Source organism: Quadrisphaera sp. DSM 44207 (assembly GCF_900101335.1).
Taxonomy (GTDB): Bacteria; Actinomycetota; Actinomycetes; order Actinomycetales; family Quadrisphaeraceae; genus DSM-44207.
This window is the reverse complement of sequence record NZ_FNKA01000002.1, coordinates 186,830-205,878: the sequence shown is the minus strand read 5'-3', so window position 1 is coordinate 205,878 and position 19,049 is coordinate 186,830. Positions and strand designations below refer to the sequence as shown.

The window sequence follows — 19,049 nt, the reverse complement described above, 5'->3', positions numbered from 1 at the left end:
TCACGTGCCGCCGAGGCCGGTGGTGGCGACGCCGCGGATGATCTGGCGCTGGAAGAGCATGAAGACCACCACCAGCGGCAGGCCGGCGAGGATCGCCGAGGCCATCACCTGCGCGTAGCGGACGCCGAAGCTGCTCTGCACCTGCACCAGGCCGACGGGCAGGGTCATCAGCTCCGGGTCGGAGGTGATGATGAAGGGCCACAGGAAGTTGTTCCAGGCGCTGATGAACACGAAGATCGCCACGGCCGCGAGGATCGAGCGGGACAGCGGCACCACGACCTGCCAGAAGATCCGGAAGGAGCCGGCGCCGTCGACGCGGGCGGCCTCCTCGAGCTCGGTGGGGATGCCGTCGAAGAACTTCTTGAGGATGAAGACCATCGCCGGCGCCACGAGCTGCGGGAGGATGATCCCCGCGAAGGTGTCGGCCGTGCCCCACGAGAGCATCTGCCGGTACAGCGGCACGATGAGGATCTGCGGGGGGATCATGATGCCCGCGACCGTGAGCGCGAACAGCGCGGTGCGCCCGCGGAAGCGGGTGCGGGAGAAGCCGTAGGCGGCGGCCGCGGACAGCGCCACGGTCGCGGCCGTGACGACGACCGCGACGACGGTGCTGTTGACGAACCAGGTGACCAGGTCGTCGTCGCCCAGCACCGCCCGGTACGCCTGCAGGGTGAACCCGCTGTCGGGCACCACCTCCAGGGGCACCGTGGTGGTGTCCGCCTCCGTCTTCAGGGACGTGAGCAGCGCCCACGCCAGCGGCGCCAGCCACAGGACGGCGAGGACGGCCAGGCCCGTGGCCAGCGCGATCCGCGTGAGCAGCGAGGCGCGCTGGGCCTTCGAGGGCCCCTGCGAGGTGCGCCGCGGCGGGGCCGCCTCGGCGTCGCGGGGGCGCGGCGAGCGCAGGGCGGTGGCAGCGGGGACGGCCATCAGGAACTCCTCCGGGCGGCGATGCGCGCCTGCACCAGGGCGATCGCGAGGACGAGCACGAAGAACACGTACGAGATCGCCGAGGCGTAGCCGAGGCGGTAGTTGACGAACCCGGTGTCGTAGACGTGCTGCAGGATCGGCGCCGCCGCCCCGCCGGGGCCGCCGCTGCCGGCGTAGAGGATGTACGCCTGGTCGAACAGCTTCAGGGACGCCAGGACCTGCAGCGTGACGACGAGACCGGTGGTCACGCCCAGCAGCGGCAGGGTGATGGAGAACAGCCGCCGCCAGCCGCCCGCGCCGTCGATGGCCGCGGCCTCGTACACGGTGGCCGGGATCGCCTGCAGCGCCGCGAGGTAGAGCAGGAAGTTGAACCCGACGGTCCACCACACGGTCAGCAGCACGGTCGACCACAGCGCGACGTCCGGGTCCGTGGTCCAGCCCACCGGGTCCAGGCCGACCCAGCCGAGCGCGGCGTTGAGCAGGCCGAAGTCGCCCTGGAAGAGCCACTGCCAGATGAGCACGACCGTGGCGACCGGCAGCAGGAACGGCGCGAAGTACGCGAAGCGCCAGAACCACTGCCCGCGGGTGCCGGTGTGCACCAGCAGCGCCATGACGAGCGCGACGAGCACGAGCGGGACCGTGCTGAGGAGCGTGAACAGCAGGGTGGTCCCGAGGGTTCGCCACACCTGCGGGTCGTCGAAGAGCCGCGCGTAGTTGGCCAGCCCCACGAAGCTGGAGTCGTCGCTGATCAGGCTGGTGTCGAAGAAGCTCATCCCGAGGCCGTGGACGAGCGGCCACAGGGTGAAGGCGGCGTAGACGAGCAGGAAGGGCAGGACGAACCAGAACCCTCCCCGGCCGCCGCTCAGGCCGTGGCGGCCACGGCGGCGGGCCGCGGCGCGCGGCGCGCGGCCGGAGACGATCGCGCCCGGCGCGGCGGCGCCGGTGGTCGCCGGCGCCCCGACGGCGCTCACAGCGGGGCTCCCAGGGTCAGCTGGGCGTCGAGCCAGCCGATGAGGTCGTCGGCCCCCTGCTCGGGGGTCAGCGCCCCGGAGGTCACGCCCTGCAGGCTCTGGCCCGCCCGCGACATCAGGGTCGACCCGGAGCCGGAGAAGTACGCCTCGGGGTCGAAGGCCACGACGTCCGCGGCCCCCCGGTAGTTCGACTGCGGCTGCAGCGCGAGGTACTCCGGGCTCTGCGCCACGGAGGACAGCGCGGGGATGTGGCCGCCGCGGGCCCAGTCCAGGCTGTTGGTGAGCATCGAGACCGCCATGTCGTACGCGGCGCTGCGCGCCGCCGGGTCGACGTCCGCCTGGGTCGGCAGGACGAGGCTGTGGCTGTCGGCGCGCACGAACGGGGTGTCGCCGAAGACCGCGGGGAACTGCGTCATCGAGAACGGCACGCCGGCGTTCTGCGCCGTGACGACCTCCCACGGGCCGATGAGGAGGAAGCCGGCCTGCCCGCTGGCGAAGCTGGCCGGGGCTGCGGGCCCGTCGAGGGTCCTCGAGGCGATGGTCCCGTCGCACATGGTCTGCAGGAAGGCCATCGCCTCCACCGCCGCGTCGCGGTCGACCTGCGCCGGGCCGCCGTCGGGCAGCTCCACCACCCCGCCGAGCTGGGTGAACAGCGACCAGAAGACCATCCACGTGGCCAGGGCGTCGGCCGCGCCGACGGCGATGCCGTTCGCGCCGGTCACCTCCGCGGCGCGCCGCCCGGCGTCGAGGAGGGCCTCGGCGCCGGAGATCGGCGCCAGGGCGCCGTCCGGGCCGAGCAGGCCGGCCTGCTCGCACACCTCGGTGTTGTAGAAGAGCACGAGCGGGTGGGTGTCCAGCGGCAGGGCCATCAGGCGCCCGTCGACGCTCACGCGCTCCCGCACGCGCTCGGGGAACTGGTCCGGGGTCACCCCCCGGGCGGCCAGCTCGTCCAGGTCCCACTCGTCGACCAGGTCGGCGCCGAAGGTCGCGAGGCGGGAGGCGTGCAGGGTGGCCAGGTCCGGCGCCCGCCCGCCGGCGCAGGCCATCGCCAGCTTCGTGTAGTACGGCGCGCCCCACATCAGCGTGGTGTCCGTGACGTCGACGTCGGGCGCCTGGTCGCGGTAGGCCTCGACGAGGCCGACCATGCGCTCCCCGTCGCCGCCGGTGAAGAAGTTCCAGTACGCCAGCGGGGTGCGCCCGCCGGCACCGGCGCCCTGCCCGCAGCCCGACAGGGCCGCGGCCCCGGCGGCGCCCCCGGCCGCCGCCGAGGCGGCGCGCAGGAACGCGCGCCGCGAGATGGACCTGCTGGTCGTCATCGACCGCCCCCTCCGATTTACACCGTGGTAAACGCACGGTCGCGCAGGGTTCGGTCGCCTGTCAAGGACGGGTCGCGCGAGACTGATCGCCGTGAGCGCCCGGCGACCCGCCACCATGCGCGACGTGGCCCTGGCCGCCGGCGTCTCGCCGAAGACCGTCAGCAACGTCGTCAACGGCTACGTGCACGTGCGCGCCGAGACCCGCGAGCGCGTGCAGCGGGTGGTCGACGAGCTGGGCTACCGCCCGCAGGCCGCGGGGCGCCAGCTGCGGCGCGGGCGCAGCGGGCTGGTGGCGCTCGCCGTGCCGGGCATCGACATGCCGTACTTCGCGGACCTGGCCAGGCACCTCGTCACCGCCGCGCGGGCGCACGACCTGACCGTCCTCGTCGAGCAGACCGACGGGCTCCTCGAGCGCGAGCGGGAGGCCGCCGACGGCTTCGGCGTCCGCTTCGTCGACGGGCTGGTCCTCTCCCCGCTGGCGATGGCCGAGGAGGAGCTGACCGCCCCCCGCCACGACACGGCCCTGGTGCTGCTCGGCGAGCACGCCGCGCACGCCGCGGTGGACCGCGTCGGCATCGACAGCGTCGACGTGGCGTGCACCGCCACCCGCCACCTGCTGGCGGGCGGGCGGCGGCGCGTGGCGATGGTCGGGGCCAAGACCGAGCGCCCCGCCTCGGTGGCCGAGCAGCGCCAGCTCGGCTGGGCCAGCGCGCTGCAGGAGGCGGGCCTGCGCGCGGAGCCGGGCCTGGCGCGCCCGGTGCCGGATTGGACGCGCGAGGACGGCGAGGCCGCCACCGACGCCCTGCTCGCCGAGCACCCGGACGTCGACGCGGTCTTCGCGAGCAACGACGTCCTCGCGCTCGGCGCGCTGCGCTCGCTGCGCCGGCACGGGCGCTCGGTGCCGGACGACGTCGCGGTGGTCGGCGTCGACGACCTGCCCGAGGCCGCCTACTCGGCGCCCACGCTGACGACCGTGGCGATCGACCGCGCCTTCGTCGCGGCCGCGGCCCTGGACCTGCTCACCTCGCGCCTGGACGACGCGGACCTGCCCCCGCGCACGGCGGTGGCCCCGCACCGCCTCGTGGTGCGCGAGAGCGCCCCCTGACGCGCCCGGCCCGTCAGCCCAGCTGCAGCACGCGCCGGGTGAAGCCGCTGGTGAAGGTGCCCTGCGGGTCCAGGCGGCGGGCGAGGGCCCGGAAGTCCTCCAGCCGCTCGTAGGGGGCGGCGAGCTCGTGCGGGAGCACGCAGGAGACCTTCCCCCAGTGCGGGCGGGCGCCGAGGGGCACGAGGGCGGCCTCGACGTCGCGCAGCACCCGCTCGACCTCGCCCTGGCGCCGCTGCCACGTGAAGTGGATCCCGACGCTGTCCTGCCCGCAGGTGGGGCTCAGCCACAGGTCGTCGGGGGCGACGGTGCGCACCTCGCACGCCTGCAGCAGCGGGGCCACGCGCTCGTGCAGCCCGCGCATCGCGGCGAGCGCGTCGTGGACGGCGGAGCGCGGCAGCAGGTACTCGGACTGGACCTCCTCCCCGCTGCTGGGGGTGAACCGCAGCTGGAAGTGCGGCAGGCGGTCCAGCCAGGGGCCCGGCACCCCGCCCTGCGGGGTGCAGTTCTCCCCCGACATGCCGGGCAGCGGGTGGCGGGCCCGGGTGGCGGGGCGGGCCCCGAACAGGTCGGGAGGAGCGGAGCCGGCGCTCCCCGCCGGCACGAGGCTCTTGCGCCACACCTGGTCCACCCCGCGCGGTGACCAGGCGGTGAAGAGGCTGACGCTGTACACACCCGTGGTGATCTCGTCGAAGCGCTCGTGGACGACGTCCCACGGCAGGTCCTCGTAGACGTCCTGGCGCACGTCGTAGGTCGGCACGACCTCCAGCTCCAGCGCCGTCACCACCCCGAGGGCGCCCAGGTGCACCACCGCGCCGGCGAAGGCGTCGTCCTCGCGCGTCATGCGCACGAGCTGCCCGCCGCCGGTGACGAGCTCGACGGCGCGCACGGCGTCGGCGAGGCTGCGGTTGCCGTCGCCCGAGCCGTGCGTGGCGGTCGCGACGGCCCCGGCGACGCAGATGTGGGGCAGGGAGGCGAGGTTGCGCAGCGCCCAGCCGCGCTCCTGCAGCGCCACCGCCAGGGCCCCGTAGCTGCTGCCTCCGTCGACGGTGACGGTGCCGGTGCCGGCCTCGGGGTCGGCGTCCAGCTCGGCCCGGCGCGGCAGGTCGGCGAGGCTGACCTGAGCGCCCTCGGTGTCCGCGACGCCGTTGAAGGAGTGGCGCGTGCCGAGCGCCTTCAGGCGCGGCGCGCGCGCGACGACCTCCTGCAGCTCCTCCAGCGTGCGCGGGCGGTGCACCTGCGACGCCCGGTAGGTGTAGTTGCCGGCCCAGTTGCTCCCCCGCTCGCCCACGCGGGCATCCCACCACACGCGCGAGGCGCCGCGGGAGCCGCCGGCGGCGCTCAGCTCGTGACGTCCCGGCTGGTCAGGCGCGCCCAGGCGAGGGCGAGCAGGACGGCGATCCAGCCGCCCTGGACCGCGAGCCCGTGCAGCACGCCGTCCCAGCGCACGGGGTCGCGCAGCAGGTCCCCGAACGCCAGCCAGTCGTGGGTGAACAGCCAGGGGTGGATCGGCTCCAGCTGCGGCACCGCGTCGAGGATCTCCGCGAGGACCACCGTGATCGCCGTCGCCGACATCGCGGCCACCGGCACCTCGGTCAGGGTGGAGACGAACAGGCCCAGGGCGGCCACCGTGGCCAGCATCGCCGCGACGTACAGGGCCACGGCGGCCACGCGCAGCAGCCCCGTCGCGTACGGGACGGTCACGCCGCTGAGCAGCGGCACCGGGCCGACGGGGAAGAGCAGCGCCCCGACCACCACTCCGGTCGCGGCCACGACGAGCGCGGCGACGAGGCCGAAGACGACGATCGCGAGCAGCTTGACCACCAGCAGCCGCGTGCGGTCCACCGGGGTGACCAGCAGGTAGCGCAGGGTGCCGGTGCTGGCCTCCCCCGCCACGGACTCCCCCGCGACCACCGAGACCGCCAGCGGCAGGAACACCGGCAGCGACGCGACGAGGGCGGTGAAGGCCAGGAAGATCCCGTTCTCGGTGATGCTCGCCAGGAACGGCGGCCCCTCCCCCGGCTCGGCGTCCGCGCTGGAGACCTCGATCGCGATCCCGATCAGCGTGGTGGCCAGCGCCAGCACCGCGAGCATCACGAGGTTGCGCCGGCGCGTGAGCACCAGGCGCAGCTCCGAGCGCAGCAGGCGCAGGTCCCGCAGCGCGACCGGCCCCGTCCCCGCCTCAGGCACGGACGTCGAACCCCTCACCGGTCAGGGTCACGAACAGGTCCTCCAGCGTCGCCCGCTGCAGCGCGAACTGGCGCACCCCGGCCCCGGAGGCCACCAGGGCGGCGAGGAGGCGCTCCGGGTCCGCGCCGGCCAGCTCGGCCTCGACGACGGCCCCGCCGTCGGCCGCGGAGCCGGCCGCGGCGCCGGTGGTACCCGTTGCCGGGCTCAGGCCGTGCTCGGCGAGCACGGCCGCCGCCCGCCGCGGGTCGCGGGCCTCCACCCGCACGCGCGTGCCGGTCGCGGCCGTGACCTGCGCGAGGGTGCCCTGCGCCACGAGCTGCCCGGCGCTCATCACCCCGACGTGGCTGCACAGCTGCTCGACCTCGGCGAGCAGGTGGGTGGAGACGAAGACCGTGGCGCCGTCGGCGGCCAGCTCGCGCACGAGCGTGCGCACCTCGCGGGTGCCCTGCGGGTCCAGGCCGTTGGTGGGCTCGTCGAGCACGAGCAGCTCGCGGGGGCGCAGCAGCGCCGCGGCGAGCCCGAGGCGCTGGCGCATGCCCAGGGAGTAGACGCGGTAGCGCTTGGTGGCCGCGGCCGAGAGCCCGACGCGCTCGAGGGCGGCGTCGATCCGGGCGGCCGAGGTGCGCGGGTCCACCGTGCGGTCCGCCGCGTCGGCGCGGCGCAGGTTGTCCCGTCCCGACAGGTACGGGTGGAAGGCCGGGCCCTCCACGAGCGCGCCGACTCGGGGCAGGACGCCGGCGCGCCGGGCCGGCATCGCCTCGCCGAGCAGCTCGGCGTCCCCGGACGTCGGCGCCACCAGCCCCAGGAGCATGCGGATCGTGGTGGTCTTGCCCGAGCCGTTGGGACCGAGGAAGCCGTACACCGCGCCCGCGGGCACGTGCAGGTCCAGGTCGCGCACGGCGACCTGGCCGCTGCGGAACCGCTTGGTCAGGCCCTGGGTGGCGACGGCGGCCGTCACCGGCCGGTCACTGCAGGGGCGCGGCGGCGGGGTCGAGCGCCGCGCGCTCGAGCGCGTCGAGCCCGACGGCGCCGACGAGCACGCGGCCGTCCTCCAGGGCCAGGACCGTGAGCAGGGAGGTGCTCAGCACCCGTCCGGCGCCGGCGTCCCCGGCGTACGGCTGGAAGCCGGCCGCCAGCGCCTGGCCGACGCCGCCGAGGTCCCCGCCGCCCGAGCCGGGCTCGCCGTCCTGCGCGGCGCCGTCCTGCGCGGCGCCGGCCGCGGCCGCGGGGTCGAGCAGCGCGGCCGGGTCGGTGCCGTGCATCACGAGCACCGACGTCCACCCCTCGCCGACGACCGCCGGCGGCGGGGTCGCGCGCGGGTCGGCGGGCGCCTCGACGCCGGGCAGGCCGGCGTCGGGCGAGACCGCCGCGCCGCCGGTGCCCTCGGCGGGCGGGACGGCGCCCTCGGGGAGGTCGAGCTCGGTGACCTCGGCGCCCTGCGGCGGCGCGAACGCGAAGACGTCGGCGTCGGGGGTCGTGAGGTCGATGTCGGTGTACCCGCTGGTGAACGCCGGCTCCGAGGCCCCGCGGGCGAGCACCTGCACCCGCAGCGGCAAGGAGGTCTCGGCGTCCACGGCCAGGCGCACCCGGCCCACCAGCGACCCCTCCTCGCGCGGGGACAGGACGAGCTCGTGGGCGTCGCGGCCGGCGACGCGGGCGGTGCCGTCGAGCTCGACCGCGGTGGTCGGCTCGATCGCGGCCAGCGCCGTCTGCGCGGCCTCGGCCGGGGTCGCGGCCCCCATCGGCAGCGGCGCGGCGGCCTCCGCCTCGGCGGCCTGCTCGGGCAGCCGCCCGTGCGCGGCGGTGCCGGTGTCGCTGCGCCAGACCCACAGGTCCTGGCCGTCGCGGACGACGGTCGTCTCCGCGAGGTCGTCGATCACCGACAGCCGCGAGCGGTCGGGCCCGTCGGCCCACACCTGGGCCGTCGTGGTGCCCGCCAGGAGCGAGGACAGGCCGCCCGCAGCGCCCTGCCCCGCGGGCAGCTCGGGCAGGCCGAGGTCGGTGGTCTGCTCCAGCGTGCCGGAGTGGTCCTGCGGCTCGGCGGCGGCGAGGTCCTCGAGCAGCTCCGCGGCCGTGGTGGGCGGCAGCTCGGGCTCGGCGCTGGCGACGGCCGGCACGATCAGGGAGGTCCCGACGACCGCGGCGGCGACGGTGGTGGGCAGGGCCCAGCGGGTGGCGGGGCGGGACGCGCGCATGGCACTACTGTGCGCCACCTGCGCCGGTAAGAACAGCCCGGGGCCCTGTGAGCGCGCGCAGAGCGGGGCCCGGGGTCGGGCCGCGCGCGGCTCAGACGTGCAGGACACCGCCCTCGGGGGTGTGCTCGCTGGCCTGCGGGTCGTCGAACCAGTGGCCGTGCTCGCCGAGGTAGCGGAAGACCACCGGCGTGCCGGCGGGCACCGTCACGGCGACGCTGCGGGTGCCGTTGCTGCGCCTGCGCAGGATGTGCGCGTAGGGGCTCCAGTCGTTGAAGGTGCCGACCACGGACACCGGGCCCTGGGCGACCTCCTCGTCGACGACGAAGGTGACCTTGACCTCGGAGCTGCCCTTGCTGCGCTGGAGACGGATCACGACGGACTCCTCGGGACGGCGGGACGGGCGGGGCGGGTGCACGGTGACGCCTTCGGCACAGGGCGGTCGCGACGCTAACCGCTCGCCCGGGCCGTGCGCGGCGTTTCCGCGGATCCGGTCCGGTCCGCTGCGGCACCACCCCGGTCCGCTGCGGCGTCCCCCGCTCCGGCCGGACCGCCGCCTCACCGGCGCGGCAGGAGGCGGCGCAGGAGCGCGTTCCGAACGCCCCGGTAGGGCGGCTGCAGCAGCCGCAGGGTGTCCGGGGTGAGGTCCTTGGCCAGCACCGCCTTGGCGTGCGTGAAGATCGCGATCGAGTGCTCGCCGTGGTAGGCGCCGGTGCCGCTCTCCCCCACCCCGCCGAACGGCAGGCCGGGCACGGACAGGTGGGCGGCCGGGACGCCGAAGCCCACCGCGCCCGAGGACGTCTCCTCCAGCAGGCGCCGGCGCGCCGTCCGCGACTCGGTGAAGGCGTACAGCGCCAGCGGCTTGGGCCGGGCGTTGACGAAGGCGATGGCGGCGTCGAGGTCGGGCACCCGCACGATCGGCAGCACCGGCCCGAAGACCTCCTCCTGCATCACCGGGGAGTCCGGGTCGACGTCGGCGAGCACCGTCGGGGCGAGGTAGCGCTCCTCGCGCCGCACCTGGCCGCCGGTGACCGCGCGCCCCGAGCCGAGCAGGGCCTCCAGGCGGGCCAGGTGCGCGTCGGAGACGATGCGGCCGTAGTCGTCGCTGGTCGCCGGGTCCGGGCCGTACAGGTCGCGCACGGCGTCGGCGAGGGCCGGCCCGAGGCGGTCGGCGACGTCCGGGGTGGCGAGCACGTAGTCGGGCGCCACGCAGGTCTGGCCGGCGTTGAGGAACTTGCCCCACGCGATGCGCCGGGCCGCGGCCGGCAGGTCCGTCGTCCCGTCCACGTACGTCGGGGACTTCCCGCCGAGCTCCAGGGTCACGGGCGTCAGGTGCTCGGCGGCCGCGCGCGCGACGACGCGCGCCACCTGCGCCCCGCCGGTGAAGAAGACGTGGTCGAAGCGCTGGCGCAGCAGCGCCTCGGCCGGCTCGCGGCCGCCCTCGACGACCGCGACGGCGCGCGCGTCGAGGTGGCGCGGCAGCAGCCGCGCCACGGCGGCGCTCGTGGCCCGGGCCAGCTCGCTCGGCTTGAGCACGGCCGCGTTCCCGCCGGCCAGCACGCCGACGAGCGGGGCCAGCAGCAGCTGCAGCGGGTAGTTCCACGGCGCGATGACCAGGACGACGCCCAGCGGGTCGCGCACCACCTGCGCCCGCGCCGGGCGCAGCACCAGCGGCACCGGCACGGGGGCGGGCGCCAGCCAGCGGCGCAGGTGGCGCAGCGCGTGGTCGACCTCGCCGACGACGAAGGCGATCTCCGTCAGCTGCGCCTCGACGGGGTGCTTGCCGAGGTCGCTGGCCAGGGCGGCCTCGAGCTCACCGGCGTGCTCGACGAGCAGGCGGCGCAGGGCGCGCAGCTGCTCCTCCCGCCAGGCCAGCGGCCGCGTCACCCCGGCCTCGAACGCGGAGCGCACGCGCGCGACCTCGGCCGCGACGGCGTCCCCGGTCGTGTCCCCGGTCCCGGCTCCGGTCCCGGCCCCCGTCCCGGCTCCGGCGGGCGGCCGGAGCACCTGCTCCTCCACGCCGGGCACCCTAGGCGGGCCGGCGCAGCACCACCACGCCCCCGGCGGGCACCGGCACCGGGCCCGCGTGCTCGGTGCCGGTGAGCAGGTCCAGCCCGCCGCCGCCCACCTCGCCGGCGTGCTGGCCGTGGTTGACCGCGAAGACCCACTGCGCCTCCCCGCGGCGGCGCACGCTGACCTCGACGCCCTCGGACGCCGCGACCGCGGGGGCGACGCCGGCGTCGGCGAGCACCCGGCCCACCAGCCGGCGCCGTCCGGCGTCCTGCAGCTCGGTGCTGACGTACCAGGCCCACCCGCTGCCGCGGCGCGCGCGCGTGATGGCCGGCCCCCCGGCGTGCGGGCCGTCCAGGTAGCGCGCGACCACCTCCGTGGCCCCGGGGTCGACGACGTCGACCGGCTCCACCCACGTACCGGCGGTCGCCGTGCCCACCGACGGCCCGTGCACGTGCACGGTCGTGCCCGGCAGCAGCGGGCCGAGCTCCTCCACCCGCACGCCGAGCAGGTCGCGGAAGGCGCCGGGGTGGCCGCCGAGGCGCACGTGGTCGTGCTCGTCGACGACGCCGGAGAAGTACGTCACCACGACGCTCGCCCCGGCCTCGGCGGCGGAGGCGATCCGCGCCGCCGTCTCCTCGCGCACCAGGTGCAGCAGCGGCACGAGCACCACGCGGTAGCCGGACAGGTCCGCGTCGGGGCCCACGACGTCCACGCCGACGCGGCTCTCCCACAGCGAGCGGTGCCAGGCCTCGGCGACCTCGCGGTAGTGCAGCTGCGCGCTCGGGTGCGCGGGCTGGTCGAGCACCCACCAGGCCTCGTAGTCGAAGACCAGCGCGACGTCGTTGGTGATCGTGGAGCCGACGACCTCGCGCAGCGCCGCCAGGTCCGCGCCGAGGGCGACGGCGTCGCGGAACAGGCGGCTGTCGGCCCCGGCGTGCGGGACCAGCCCGGAGTGGTACTTCTCCGCCCCGGCCCGCGAGGCGCGCCACTGGAAGAAGCAGACGGCGTCCGCGCCGCGGGCGACCTGCACGAGGCTGTTGCGGCGCAGCTGCCCGGGCGCCTTGGGCGGGTTGACCGGCTGCCAGTTGACCGCCGAGGTCGAGGACTCCATGAGCACCCACGGGCGCCCGCCCGCCAGGCCGCGGGTGTGGTCGGCGGAGAAGGCCAGCTCGTGCTGGCCGTCCGGGTCGGCGGCCATCACGTAGTGGTCGTTGGCGACCAGGTCCACGTCGGCGGCCCACGCGGTGTAGTCCAGGTGCTGCGTGTGCCCCATCACCATGAAGTTCGTCGTCACGGGCACGTCGGGCGCGACCCGGCGCAGCACGGCGGCCTCGGCGCGCAGCTGGTCCTGCAGCTGCCAGGAGGTGAAGCGCGCGAAGTCGAGGACCTGGGTGGGGTTGGGGAACGTCGGCGCCAGCCGCGGCGGCTGCACCTGCTCGAAGGAGCCGTAGCGCTGGCTCCAGAAGTCCGTGCCCCACGCGGTGTTGAGCGCCTCGACGTCGCCGTAGCGCTCGGCCAGCCAGCGGCGGAACGCGATCTCCGCCGCCTCGGAGTAGTCCGGGGCGTTGTGGCAGCCCATCTCGTTCGACACGTGCCACAGCGCCAGCGCCTCGTGGCCGCCGTAGCGCTGCGCCATCCGCTCCACGAGCTCCAGCGCCAGCTCGCGGAACAGCGGGGAGCTCGGCGCGTACGCCTGCCGGGCGCCCTGGTGCAGCACGTGCCCGGAGCGGTCGACCGGCAGGACCTCCGGGTGGGCGGAGGTCAGCCACGGCGGCGGGGAGGCGGTGGCGGTGGCGAGGTCCACCGCGATGCGGGAGGCGGCCATGAGGTCCATCACCTCGTCCAGCCAGGCGAAGTCCCACGCGTCCGGCGCCGGCTGCAGCCGCGCCCAGGAGAAGACGCCGAGCGTGACGAGGTTGACGCCGGCCTCCTGCATCAGGGCGGCGTCCTGCGCCCACACCTCCCGGGGCCACTGCTCGGGGTTGTAGTCCCCGCCGTAGGCGAGGGGGGGCCGCCCCTCGAGGAGCTGCTCGGGCCAGGGCCAGCGGATCCACGAGGCGCTCACAGGCGCATCGTGGCCCTCCGGCGCCGCGCCGTCGCGCCGGGCGACCGCACCGGCGCCCGGCCCGGGGTCGGGGTCCGTAGCCTGGGCGGGTGCCGGTCCCGGAGTTCATCGCGTCCCTGCGCGCCCGGATCGGGCACGACCTGCTGTGGCTGCCCGGCGTGACCGCCGTCGTGCGCGACGCCGCGGGCCGCGTGCTGCTGACCCGGCGCAGCGACACCGGGGCGTGGGCGCTGCCCAGCGGCATCCCCGAGCCCGGCGAGCAGATGGCGCGCGCGTGCGCCCGCGAGGTGCTGGAGGAGACGGGCGTGGGCGTGGTGGTCGAGCGCCTCGTCGGCGTGCAGACGCTGCCGCCGACGGCCTACCCCGACGGCGACCGGTGCCAGTTCGTCGACCACTCCTTCGCCTGCCGGGCGGTGGCCGGGCGGGCGCACGTCGCGGACGACGAGTCCACCGAGGTCGTCTGGTGCGCCGAGGCGGACCTGCCGGACCTGGGGTGGCAGACGGACGTCGTCCGCCGCGCCGCCGACCCGCACGCCCCCGCGTGGTTCGCGACCTGACCGGGGCCGCCCGGCCCGACCCACCCCCTGCGCCCGATCGGAGCACCGTGCCCGTCCTCTCCCCGCTGCTGGAGGCCCTGGCCTCCGGGGAGGTCGCGATCGTCGACCTCACCGCCCCGCTCAGCCCGAGCACCCCGGTGCTGCAGCTGCCCGAGCCGTTCGCGAACACCCGCCCGCTGAGCCTGGAGCCGGTCAGCGCGTTCGACGAGGCGGGCCCGCTGTGGGCGTGGAACGACATCCGCACCGGCGAGCACACCGGCACCCACCTCGACGCACCCTCGCACTGGGTCACCGGCCGGGACGGCGACAGCGTCGACCGCGTGCCACCGCGGCGCCTCGTCGGCCCGGCGGTGGTCGTCGACGTCACCGCGCAGGCGCAGGCCGACCCCGACTTCCTCCTCGAGCCGGAGCACCTGCTCGCCTGGGAGGACGAGCACGGGCCGCTGCCCGACGGCGGCTGGGTGCTGCTGCGCACCGGCTGGAGCGCCCGCGCGCACGACGCCGCCCCCTTCCTCAACGCCGACGAGCAGGGGCCGCACACGCCGGGGCCGTCGGCCGCCGCCGCCCGCTGGCTGGCGCAGGAGCGCGCGGTCGCCGGGCTGGGGGTGGAGACCGTGGGCATCGACGCGGGCGCCGCCGGCGGCTTCGAGCCGCCCTTCCCCGCCCACCACTTCCTGCTCGGGGCCGACCGGTACGGCCTGACCCAGCTGCGGCACCTGGACCAGCTGCCCGCGCGCGGCGCCGTCCTCGTGGTCGCGCCGCTGCCGATCGTCGGCGGCACGGGCAGCCCGGCCCGCGTGTACGCCCTGGTCGAGAGGAGCTGAGGGTGCAGGTCGCCGAGCTCGTCGGGCGCGCGGTCGCCGCCCTCGGGGCCGGGCGCGCCTTCGGGGTGGTCGGCAGCGGCAACTTCGCGGTCACCAATGCGCTGCGCGCGGCCGGCGTCCCCTTCACCGCCGCACGGCACGAGGGCGGCGCGGCGACGATGGCCGACGCCTGGGCGCGCACGAGCGGGCGCGTCGGCGTGCTCACGCTGCACCAGGGCTGCGGGCTGACGAACGCCGTCACGGGCGTCGCGGAGGCGGCGAAGAGCCGCACGCCCCTGCTCGTCCTCGCCGCGGACACGGCCGGCTCCGCGGTGCGCTCGAACTTCCGGATCGACCAGGACGCGCTCGTGCGCAGCGTCGGCGCGGTGCCCGAGCGGGTCCACTCCCCCGCCAGCGCGGTCCCCGACGTGCTGCGAGCGTGGCGCACCGCCCGCGACACCCGGCGCACCGTGGTGCTGAACCTGCCCCTCGACGTGCAGGCCGCGCCCGCGCCCGAGGACGCCCTGGCGCAGCTGCGCGACCCCGGGCCGCCCGTGCCCGCGCGTCCCGGCGAGGCCGCCGTCGAGGCCCTCGCCGCGCGCGTCGCCGCCGCGCGGCGTCCGCTGCTCCTCGCCGGCCGCGGAGCGCGCGGGGCCGGCCCGCTGCTGCGCGAGCTCGCCGAGCGCACCGGGGCGCTGCTGGCGACGACCGCCGTGGCCAAGGGCCTGTTCGAGGGCGACCCGTTCGACCTCGGCATCTCCGGCGGCTTCGCCTCCCCGCTGGCGGCCGAGCTCATCACCGGCGCGGACCTCGTCGTGGCCTGGGGCGCGAGCCTGACCGCGTGGACGACGCGCCACGGCCGCCTGCTCGGCGAGGACGCCGTCGTGGTGCAGGTCGACGCCGACGTCGACGCGCTCGGCGCCAACCGGCCCGTCGACCTCGGCGTGCTGGGGGACGTCGCGGCGACCGCCCGCGCCCTGCTCGCCGGCCTGCCGCAGGGCGCACCGCCACGGGGCGGCAGCACCGGCTACCGCTCGCCCGAGCTGGCCGCGCGCATCGCCGCCGAGGGCCGCTGGACGCGCGTGCCGACGGAGGACTCCTCCACCCCGACGACGATCGACCCGCGCGGCCTCAGCCGCGAGGTCGACGCGCGCCTGCCCCGCGAGCGGGTCGTGGCCGTGGACTCCGGCAACTTCATGGGCTACCCCAGCGCCTACTGGTCCGTGCCGGATGAGCGCGGCTTCTGCTTCACACAGGCCTTCCAGTCCGTCGGCCTCGGCCTGGCGACGCTCGTCGGCGCCGCCCTGGCGGCCCCCGACCGGCTGCCCGTGCTCGGCACGGGCGACGGCGGCCTGCTCATGGCCGCCGCGGAGCTGGAGACGCTCGTGCGCCTGCGCCTGGGCGCGGTGGTGGTCGTCTACGACGACGCCGCGTACGGCGCGGAGGTGCACCACTTCGGCCCGGACGCCGACCACGGCGCCGTGGTCTTCCCCGACACCGACATCGCCGCGTGGGCGCGCGGCGCCGGCGCCGCCGCGGCCACCGTGCGCAGCACGGCCGACCTGGGAGCCCTCGACGCGTGGCTGGCCGGGCCCCGCGAGGGGCCGATCGTCCTGGACTGCAAGATCAGCAGCGACGGGGGCGCGTGGTGGCTCGCGGAGGCCTTCCGCGGCCACTGATCCCGCCCCCGACCTAGGATCCAGCCGCGGCGCCCGCCCTCCCCGGGACGGCGCGCACCCGCAGCGGACGAGCCCGTCAAGGAGCAGCACGTGAGCAACCCGACCATCGCCGAGCAGGTCGTGACCTTCAACGAGGGCTTCACCGCCCAGGTCGGGCCCCGCCTGGCCGACGTCTTCGCCCGAGAGCAGGCCGACCTGCTCGCCGCCGGCGTCCCGGCAGGCGCCGTCCGCGCCGGCGACCCCCTGCCGGACGCCGACCTGCTGACCGCCGAGGGCACCCCGACCGGGCTGCACGCGGCGCTCGGCGACGGGCCCGCCGTCCTCGTCTTCTACCGCGGCGCCTGGTGCCCGTACTGCAACCTCACCCTGCGCGAGTACCAGGCGAACCTCGTGCCGGCGCTGGCCGGGCGCGGCGCCTCCCTGGTGGCGATCAGCCCGCAGACCCCCGACGGCTCCAGGGCCGCGGCCACCGGCGGCGAGCTCGGCTTCCCGGTCCTCTCCGACTCCTCGGCGGCCCTGATCAGGCGCCTGGGGCTGCTGACGGAGCCCAGCGCGCAGGCGCGCGCGGCGCACACCGAGCTCGGCTTCGACGTCGCGGACAGCAACGCCGACGGCACCGCCGGCATCCCCTTCCCCACCGTGCTGGTCGTCGACGCCGACCGCGTCGTCCGCTTCGCCGACGTCCACGTCGACTACACCAGCCGCACGGAGGTCCCGGCGGTCCTCGCCGCCGTCGACGCCCTCTGAGGTCCGCTCCCCCGGGGCCGGTCGCCGCGCCCGCCGCCGGCGACCGGCCCCGAACGTCAGGGGAACGTCAGGGATCGCGCCCTGCCGGCCGCCGCCGCGCCCGCCGCTCCTAGCGTCCCGGCGGAGCCGGCCCGACGGAGGACCGGCAGGAGGGACCCCGATGAGCACACCCGCGGACTCCGCCAGCAGCCCCAGCGGATCGACCGAGCGGGGAGCGCCCGCGGTGCCCCGCGGGCGCGACCGCTCCCACTGGCTCTACATCGCCGTCGTCGTCGCCGTCGTGGCCGGCGCCCTCGTCGGCGGTTTCTTCTCCGAGACCGGCATCGCCCTGCGCCCGCTCGGCACCGGCTTCGTCGACCTCATCCGCATGATGATCTCGCCGGTGATCTTCTGCACCATCGTGCTCGGCATCGGCTCGATCCGGCACGCCGCCACGGTCGGCCGCGTCGGCGCCCTGGCGCTCGGCTACTTCCTCGCGATGTCGACCTTCGCGCTGGCGATCGGCCTCGTGGTCGGCAACCTCGTCTCCCCCGGCGACAGCCTCGTGCTGCCCGAGGACCCGCTGTCCGGGGTGACGCTGCCCGACCCCGAGGACGAGGCCAACGAGGGCCTGGCCGGGTTCCTCCTCAGCATCATCCCGACCACCCTGGTCTCGCCCCTGGTCGGCGAGAGCGTGCTGTCCACCCTGTTCGTGGCGCTGCTCATCGGCTTCGCCATCCAGGCCCTGGGCACCGCGGGCGAGCCGGCGCTGCGCGCGGTCGCCGTCTTCCAGAAGGTCGTCTTCAAGGTCCTCGCCATGATCATGTGGCTGGCCCCGCTCGGCGCCTTCGGCGCCATCGCCTCGGTCGTCGGCGCGACCGGCTGGTCGGCCATCGGCGCCCTGGTCACCCTCATGGCCGGCTTCTACGCCACCTGCGCGATCTTCATCTTCCTCGTCCTCGGCCTGCTGCTGCGCGTCGTCACGGGCGTGAACCTGCTCTCGCTGCTGCGCTACCTCGGCCGCGAGCTGCTGCTCATCGTCTCCACGTCCTCCTCCGAGACCGCCCTGCCCCGCCTGATCGCGAAGATGGAGCACCTGGGGGTCAGCCGCCCGGTGGTCGGCATCACCGTCCCCACCGGCTACTCCTTCAACCTCGACGGCACGGCCATCTACCTGACGATGGCCTCGCTGTTCATCGCGCAGGCGCTCGGGCAGCCGCTGGCCGTCCCCGAGCAGATCGGTCTGCTCGTCTTCATGATCGTCGCCTCGAAGGGCGCCGCCGGCGTCACCGGCGCCGGCCTCGCGACCCTCGCCGGCGGCCTGCAGAGCCACCGCCCCGAGCTGCTCGACGGCGTCGGGTTCATCGTCGGCATCGACCGGTTCATGTCCGAGGCGCGGGCGCTCACGAACTTCACCGGCAACGCCGTGGCCACCGTGCTCATCGGCACGTGGGTCAAGGAGATCGACCGCGCCCGCGTCGACCAGGTCCTCTCCGGCCGCGCTCCCTTCGACGAGTCGACCCTCGTGGACGGCGGGCACGGCGCCCACGAGGGCCAGCGCGAGGTCCACGGCGCCGCGGTGGACGGCGCCCGCCCCGCGACCGCGGAGCCGGCCCGCACCCCCTGAGCACCCGCTGAGCACCCCCTCCCTGAGCGCTCCGGGCGCACCCGGGCACCGCTCGAGCTCGGCGCCGGGGCCGGGGCCGGGAGCGCACCGCGCGCTCTCGGCCCCGGCGCCGTGCGGCTCCTACCCTGGCCGCGTGCGCATCCTGGTGGTCGAGGACGACGACCGCGTCGCGCGCGCCCTGAGCACGGCCCTGCGCCACGCCGGCTACGAGGTCGTGCGCGTGCCCACGGCCGCGGAGGCGGTGGCCGCACCGCCGGCCGACCTCGTCCTGCTCGACCTCGGCCTGCCGGACGCCGAGGGCACCGACGTCCTGCGCGCGCTGCGGCGCCGCTCCTCCGGCGACGGCCGCCCCGGCGGCCCCGCGGTCATCGCCGTCACGGCCCGCAGCGAGGAGGCCTCCCGCGTGCGGCTGCTGCGCGGCGGCGCCGACGACTACGTCGTCAAGCCGTTCGGCGTCGCCGAGCTGCTGGCCCGCGTGGAGGCCGTGCTGCGCCGCACCCGCACCGAGCGCGGCCTTGCGCGGTCGACCGGGCAGGTGCTGCGCCTCGGCGCGCTGCGCGTGCGCGGCGCCGAGCGGCGCGCCGAGCTCGGCGGGCACCCGCTGCCCCTGACGCCGAAGGAGTTCGACCTGCTGGCGCTGCTCTCCCGCCACGCGGGCGCCGTGGTGCGCCGCGACGTGATCGCCGAGCAGGTGTGGCAGACGCCGCTGGCGGGCGGCGTCCGACCGCCCGGCGCGTTCCGCACCGTCGACACCCACGTGGCGTCGCTGCGCGCGAAGCTGGCGGCGCTGGCGGGGCGGGCCGCGCCCGGCGAGGGCGTGCCGACGATCCGCACCGAGCGCGGCACCGGGTACGCGCTCGTGCTCCCCGACGAGCCCTGAG

Annotated in this window: 17 protein-coding genes; 7 read left to right on the top strand and 10 right to left on the bottom strand. The window is 76.5% G+C overall.

Annotated features, from left to right (window positions below; translation table 11 throughout):
* The 3 genes from BLS82_RS07080 to BLS82_RS07070 are packed head-to-tail and all read right to left on the bottom strand — an operon-like array spanning position 1 to position 3,214.
* The gene (locus tag BLS82_RS07080) at positions 1-927 is read right to left on the bottom strand and encodes a carbohydrate ABC transporter permease (protein WP_092863351.1); all 927 of its coding nucleotides are present in this window, start codon (positions 925-927) and stop codon (positions 1-3) included.
* Positions 927-1,898 carry a carbohydrate ABC transporter permease gene (locus tag BLS82_RS07075; protein WP_218123698.1) on the bottom strand — a complete coding sequence of 324 codons (972 nt, stop codon included), beginning with the start codon at positions 1,896-1,898 and terminating at the stop codon, positions 927-929. Before BLS82_RS07075 ends, BLS82_RS07080 begins: the two co-directional genes overlap by 1 nt.
* Complete coding sequence (locus tag BLS82_RS07070; protein ID WP_176818975.1) at positions 1,895-3,214, bottom strand: extracellular solute-binding protein; 1,320 nt, start codon at positions 3,212-3,214, stop codon at positions 1,895-1,897. Before BLS82_RS07070 ends, BLS82_RS07075 begins: the two co-directional genes overlap by 4 nt.
* A gap of 91 nt (positions 3,215-3,305) precedes the next feature.
* Here BLS82_RS07070 and BLS82_RS07065 point away from each other — a divergent pair, with 91 nt between their 5' ends.
* Complete coding sequence (locus BLS82_RS07065) at positions 3,306-4,319, top strand: LacI family DNA-binding transcriptional regulator (protein WP_218123697.1); 1,014 nt, start codon at positions 3,306-3,308, stop codon at positions 4,317-4,319.
* A 13-nt stretch (positions 4,320-4,332) separates the two neighbouring features.
* On the opposite strand, the gene BLS82_RS07060 is transcribed toward BLS82_RS07065, so the two are convergent.
* From BLS82_RS07060 to BLS82_RS07030, 7 genes are all read right to left on the bottom strand, one after another.
* A complete protein-coding gene (locus BLS82_RS07060; RefSeq protein ID WP_092863341.1) occupies positions 4,333-5,607 on the bottom strand; it encodes a D-arabinono-1,4-lactone oxidase in 1,275 nt (424 codons plus the stop codon).
* Positions 5,608-5,657: 50 nt separating this feature from the next.
* Positions 5,658-6,506 carry an ABC transporter permease gene (locus BLS82_RS07055; protein ID WP_218123696.1) on the bottom strand — a complete coding sequence of 283 codons (849 nt, stop codon included), beginning with the start codon at positions 6,504-6,506 and terminating at the stop codon, positions 5,658-5,660.
* On the bottom strand, positions 6,499-7,464 hold the full coding sequence (locus BLS82_RS07050) for an ABC transporter ATP-binding protein (protein ID WP_092863337.1): 966 nt from the start codon (positions 7,462-7,464) through the stop codon (positions 6,499-6,501). Before BLS82_RS07050 ends, BLS82_RS07055 begins: the two co-directional genes overlap by 8 nt.
* 7 nt (positions 7,465-7,471) lie before the next feature.
* Positions 7,472-8,701: a LolA family protein gene (locus BLS82_RS07045; protein ID WP_092863334.1), complete on the bottom strand. Its 1,230-nt coding sequence runs from the start codon at positions 8,699-8,701 to the stop codon at positions 7,472-7,474.
* A 91-nt stretch (positions 8,702-8,792) separates the two neighbouring features.
* Positions 8,793-9,074: an isoamylase early set domain-containing protein gene (locus BLS82_RS07040; protein ID WP_092863331.1), complete on the bottom strand. Its 282-nt coding sequence runs from the start codon at positions 9,072-9,074 to the stop codon at positions 8,793-8,795.
* A gap of 182 nt (positions 9,075-9,256) precedes the next feature.
* Positions 9,257-10,717 carry an aldehyde dehydrogenase family protein gene (locus BLS82_RS07035; RefSeq protein WP_218123695.1) on the bottom strand — a complete coding sequence of 487 codons (1,461 nt, stop codon included), beginning with the start codon at positions 10,715-10,717 and terminating at the stop codon, positions 9,257-9,259.
* A gap of 10 nt (positions 10,718-10,727) precedes the next feature.
* The gene (locus BLS82_RS07030) at positions 10,728-12,776 is read right to left on the bottom strand and encodes a beta-galactosidase (RefSeq protein WP_092863328.1); all 2,049 of its coding nucleotides are present in this window, start codon (positions 12,774-12,776) and stop codon (positions 10,728-10,730) included.
* A gap of 89 nt (positions 12,777-12,865) precedes the next feature.
* Here BLS82_RS07030 and BLS82_RS07025 point away from each other — a divergent pair, with 89 nt between their 5' ends.
* The 6 genes from BLS82_RS07025 to BLS82_RS07000 all read left to right on the top strand — a co-directional run bounded on the left by BLS82_RS07025 (position 12,866) and on the right by BLS82_RS07000 (position 19,048).
* Entirely contained in the window at positions 12,866-13,333 is a 468-nt protein-coding gene (locus BLS82_RS07025) for an NUDIX hydrolase (RefSeq protein WP_092863325.1), read from the top strand.
* A gap of 47 nt (positions 13,334-13,380) precedes the next feature.
* A complete protein-coding gene (locus tag BLS82_RS07020; RefSeq protein WP_092863322.1) occupies positions 13,381-14,157 on the top strand; it encodes a cyclase family protein in 777 nt (258 codons plus the stop codon).
* 2 nt (positions 14,158-14,159) lie between these two features.
* Positions 14,160-15,815 carry a thiamine pyrophosphate-binding protein gene (locus BLS82_RS07015; RefSeq protein WP_092863319.1) on the top strand — a complete coding sequence of 552 codons (1,656 nt, stop codon included), beginning with the start codon at positions 14,160-14,162 and terminating at the stop codon, positions 15,813-15,815.
* A gap of 90 nt (positions 15,816-15,905) precedes the next feature.
* Positions 15,906-16,562 (top strand): peroxiredoxin-like family protein, encoded by a 657-nt coding sequence (locus BLS82_RS07010; protein WP_092863316.1) that lies wholly within the window; start codon positions 15,906-15,908, stop codon positions 16,560-16,562.
* A 160-nt stretch (positions 16,563-16,722) separates the two neighbouring features.
* Positions 16,723-18,168, top strand: coding sequence for a cation:dicarboxylate symporter family transporter (locus BLS82_RS07005; RefSeq protein ID WP_092863313.1), 1,446 nt, complete (start codon positions 16,723-16,725; stop codon positions 18,166-18,168).
* A 133-nt stretch (positions 18,169-18,301) separates the two neighbouring features.
* Positions 18,302-19,048 carry a response regulator transcription factor gene (locus BLS82_RS07000; protein ID WP_092863310.1) on the top strand — a complete coding sequence of 249 codons (747 nt, stop codon included), beginning with the start codon at positions 18,302-18,304 and terminating at the stop codon, positions 19,046-19,048.
* The last annotated feature ends 1 nt before the right edge of the window (position 19,049 follow it).

Coding starts and splice junctions, on each gene's coding strand:
- BLS82_RS07080 (WP_092863351.1), bottom strand. CDS start 927: ATGGCCGTCCCCGCTGCCACCGCCCTGCGCTCGCCGCGCCCCCGCGAC.
- BLS82_RS07070 (WP_176818975.1), bottom strand. CDS start 3,214: ATGACGACCAGCAGGTCCATCTCGCGGCGCGCGTTCCTGCGCGCCGCC.
- BLS82_RS07045 (WP_092863334.1), bottom strand. CDS start 8,701: ATGCGCGCGTCCCGCCCCGCCACCCGCTGGGCCCTGCCCACCACCGTC.
- BLS82_RS07005 (WP_092863313.1), top strand. CDS start 16,723: ATGAGCACACCCGCGGACTCCGCCAGCAGCCCCAGCGGATCGACCGAG.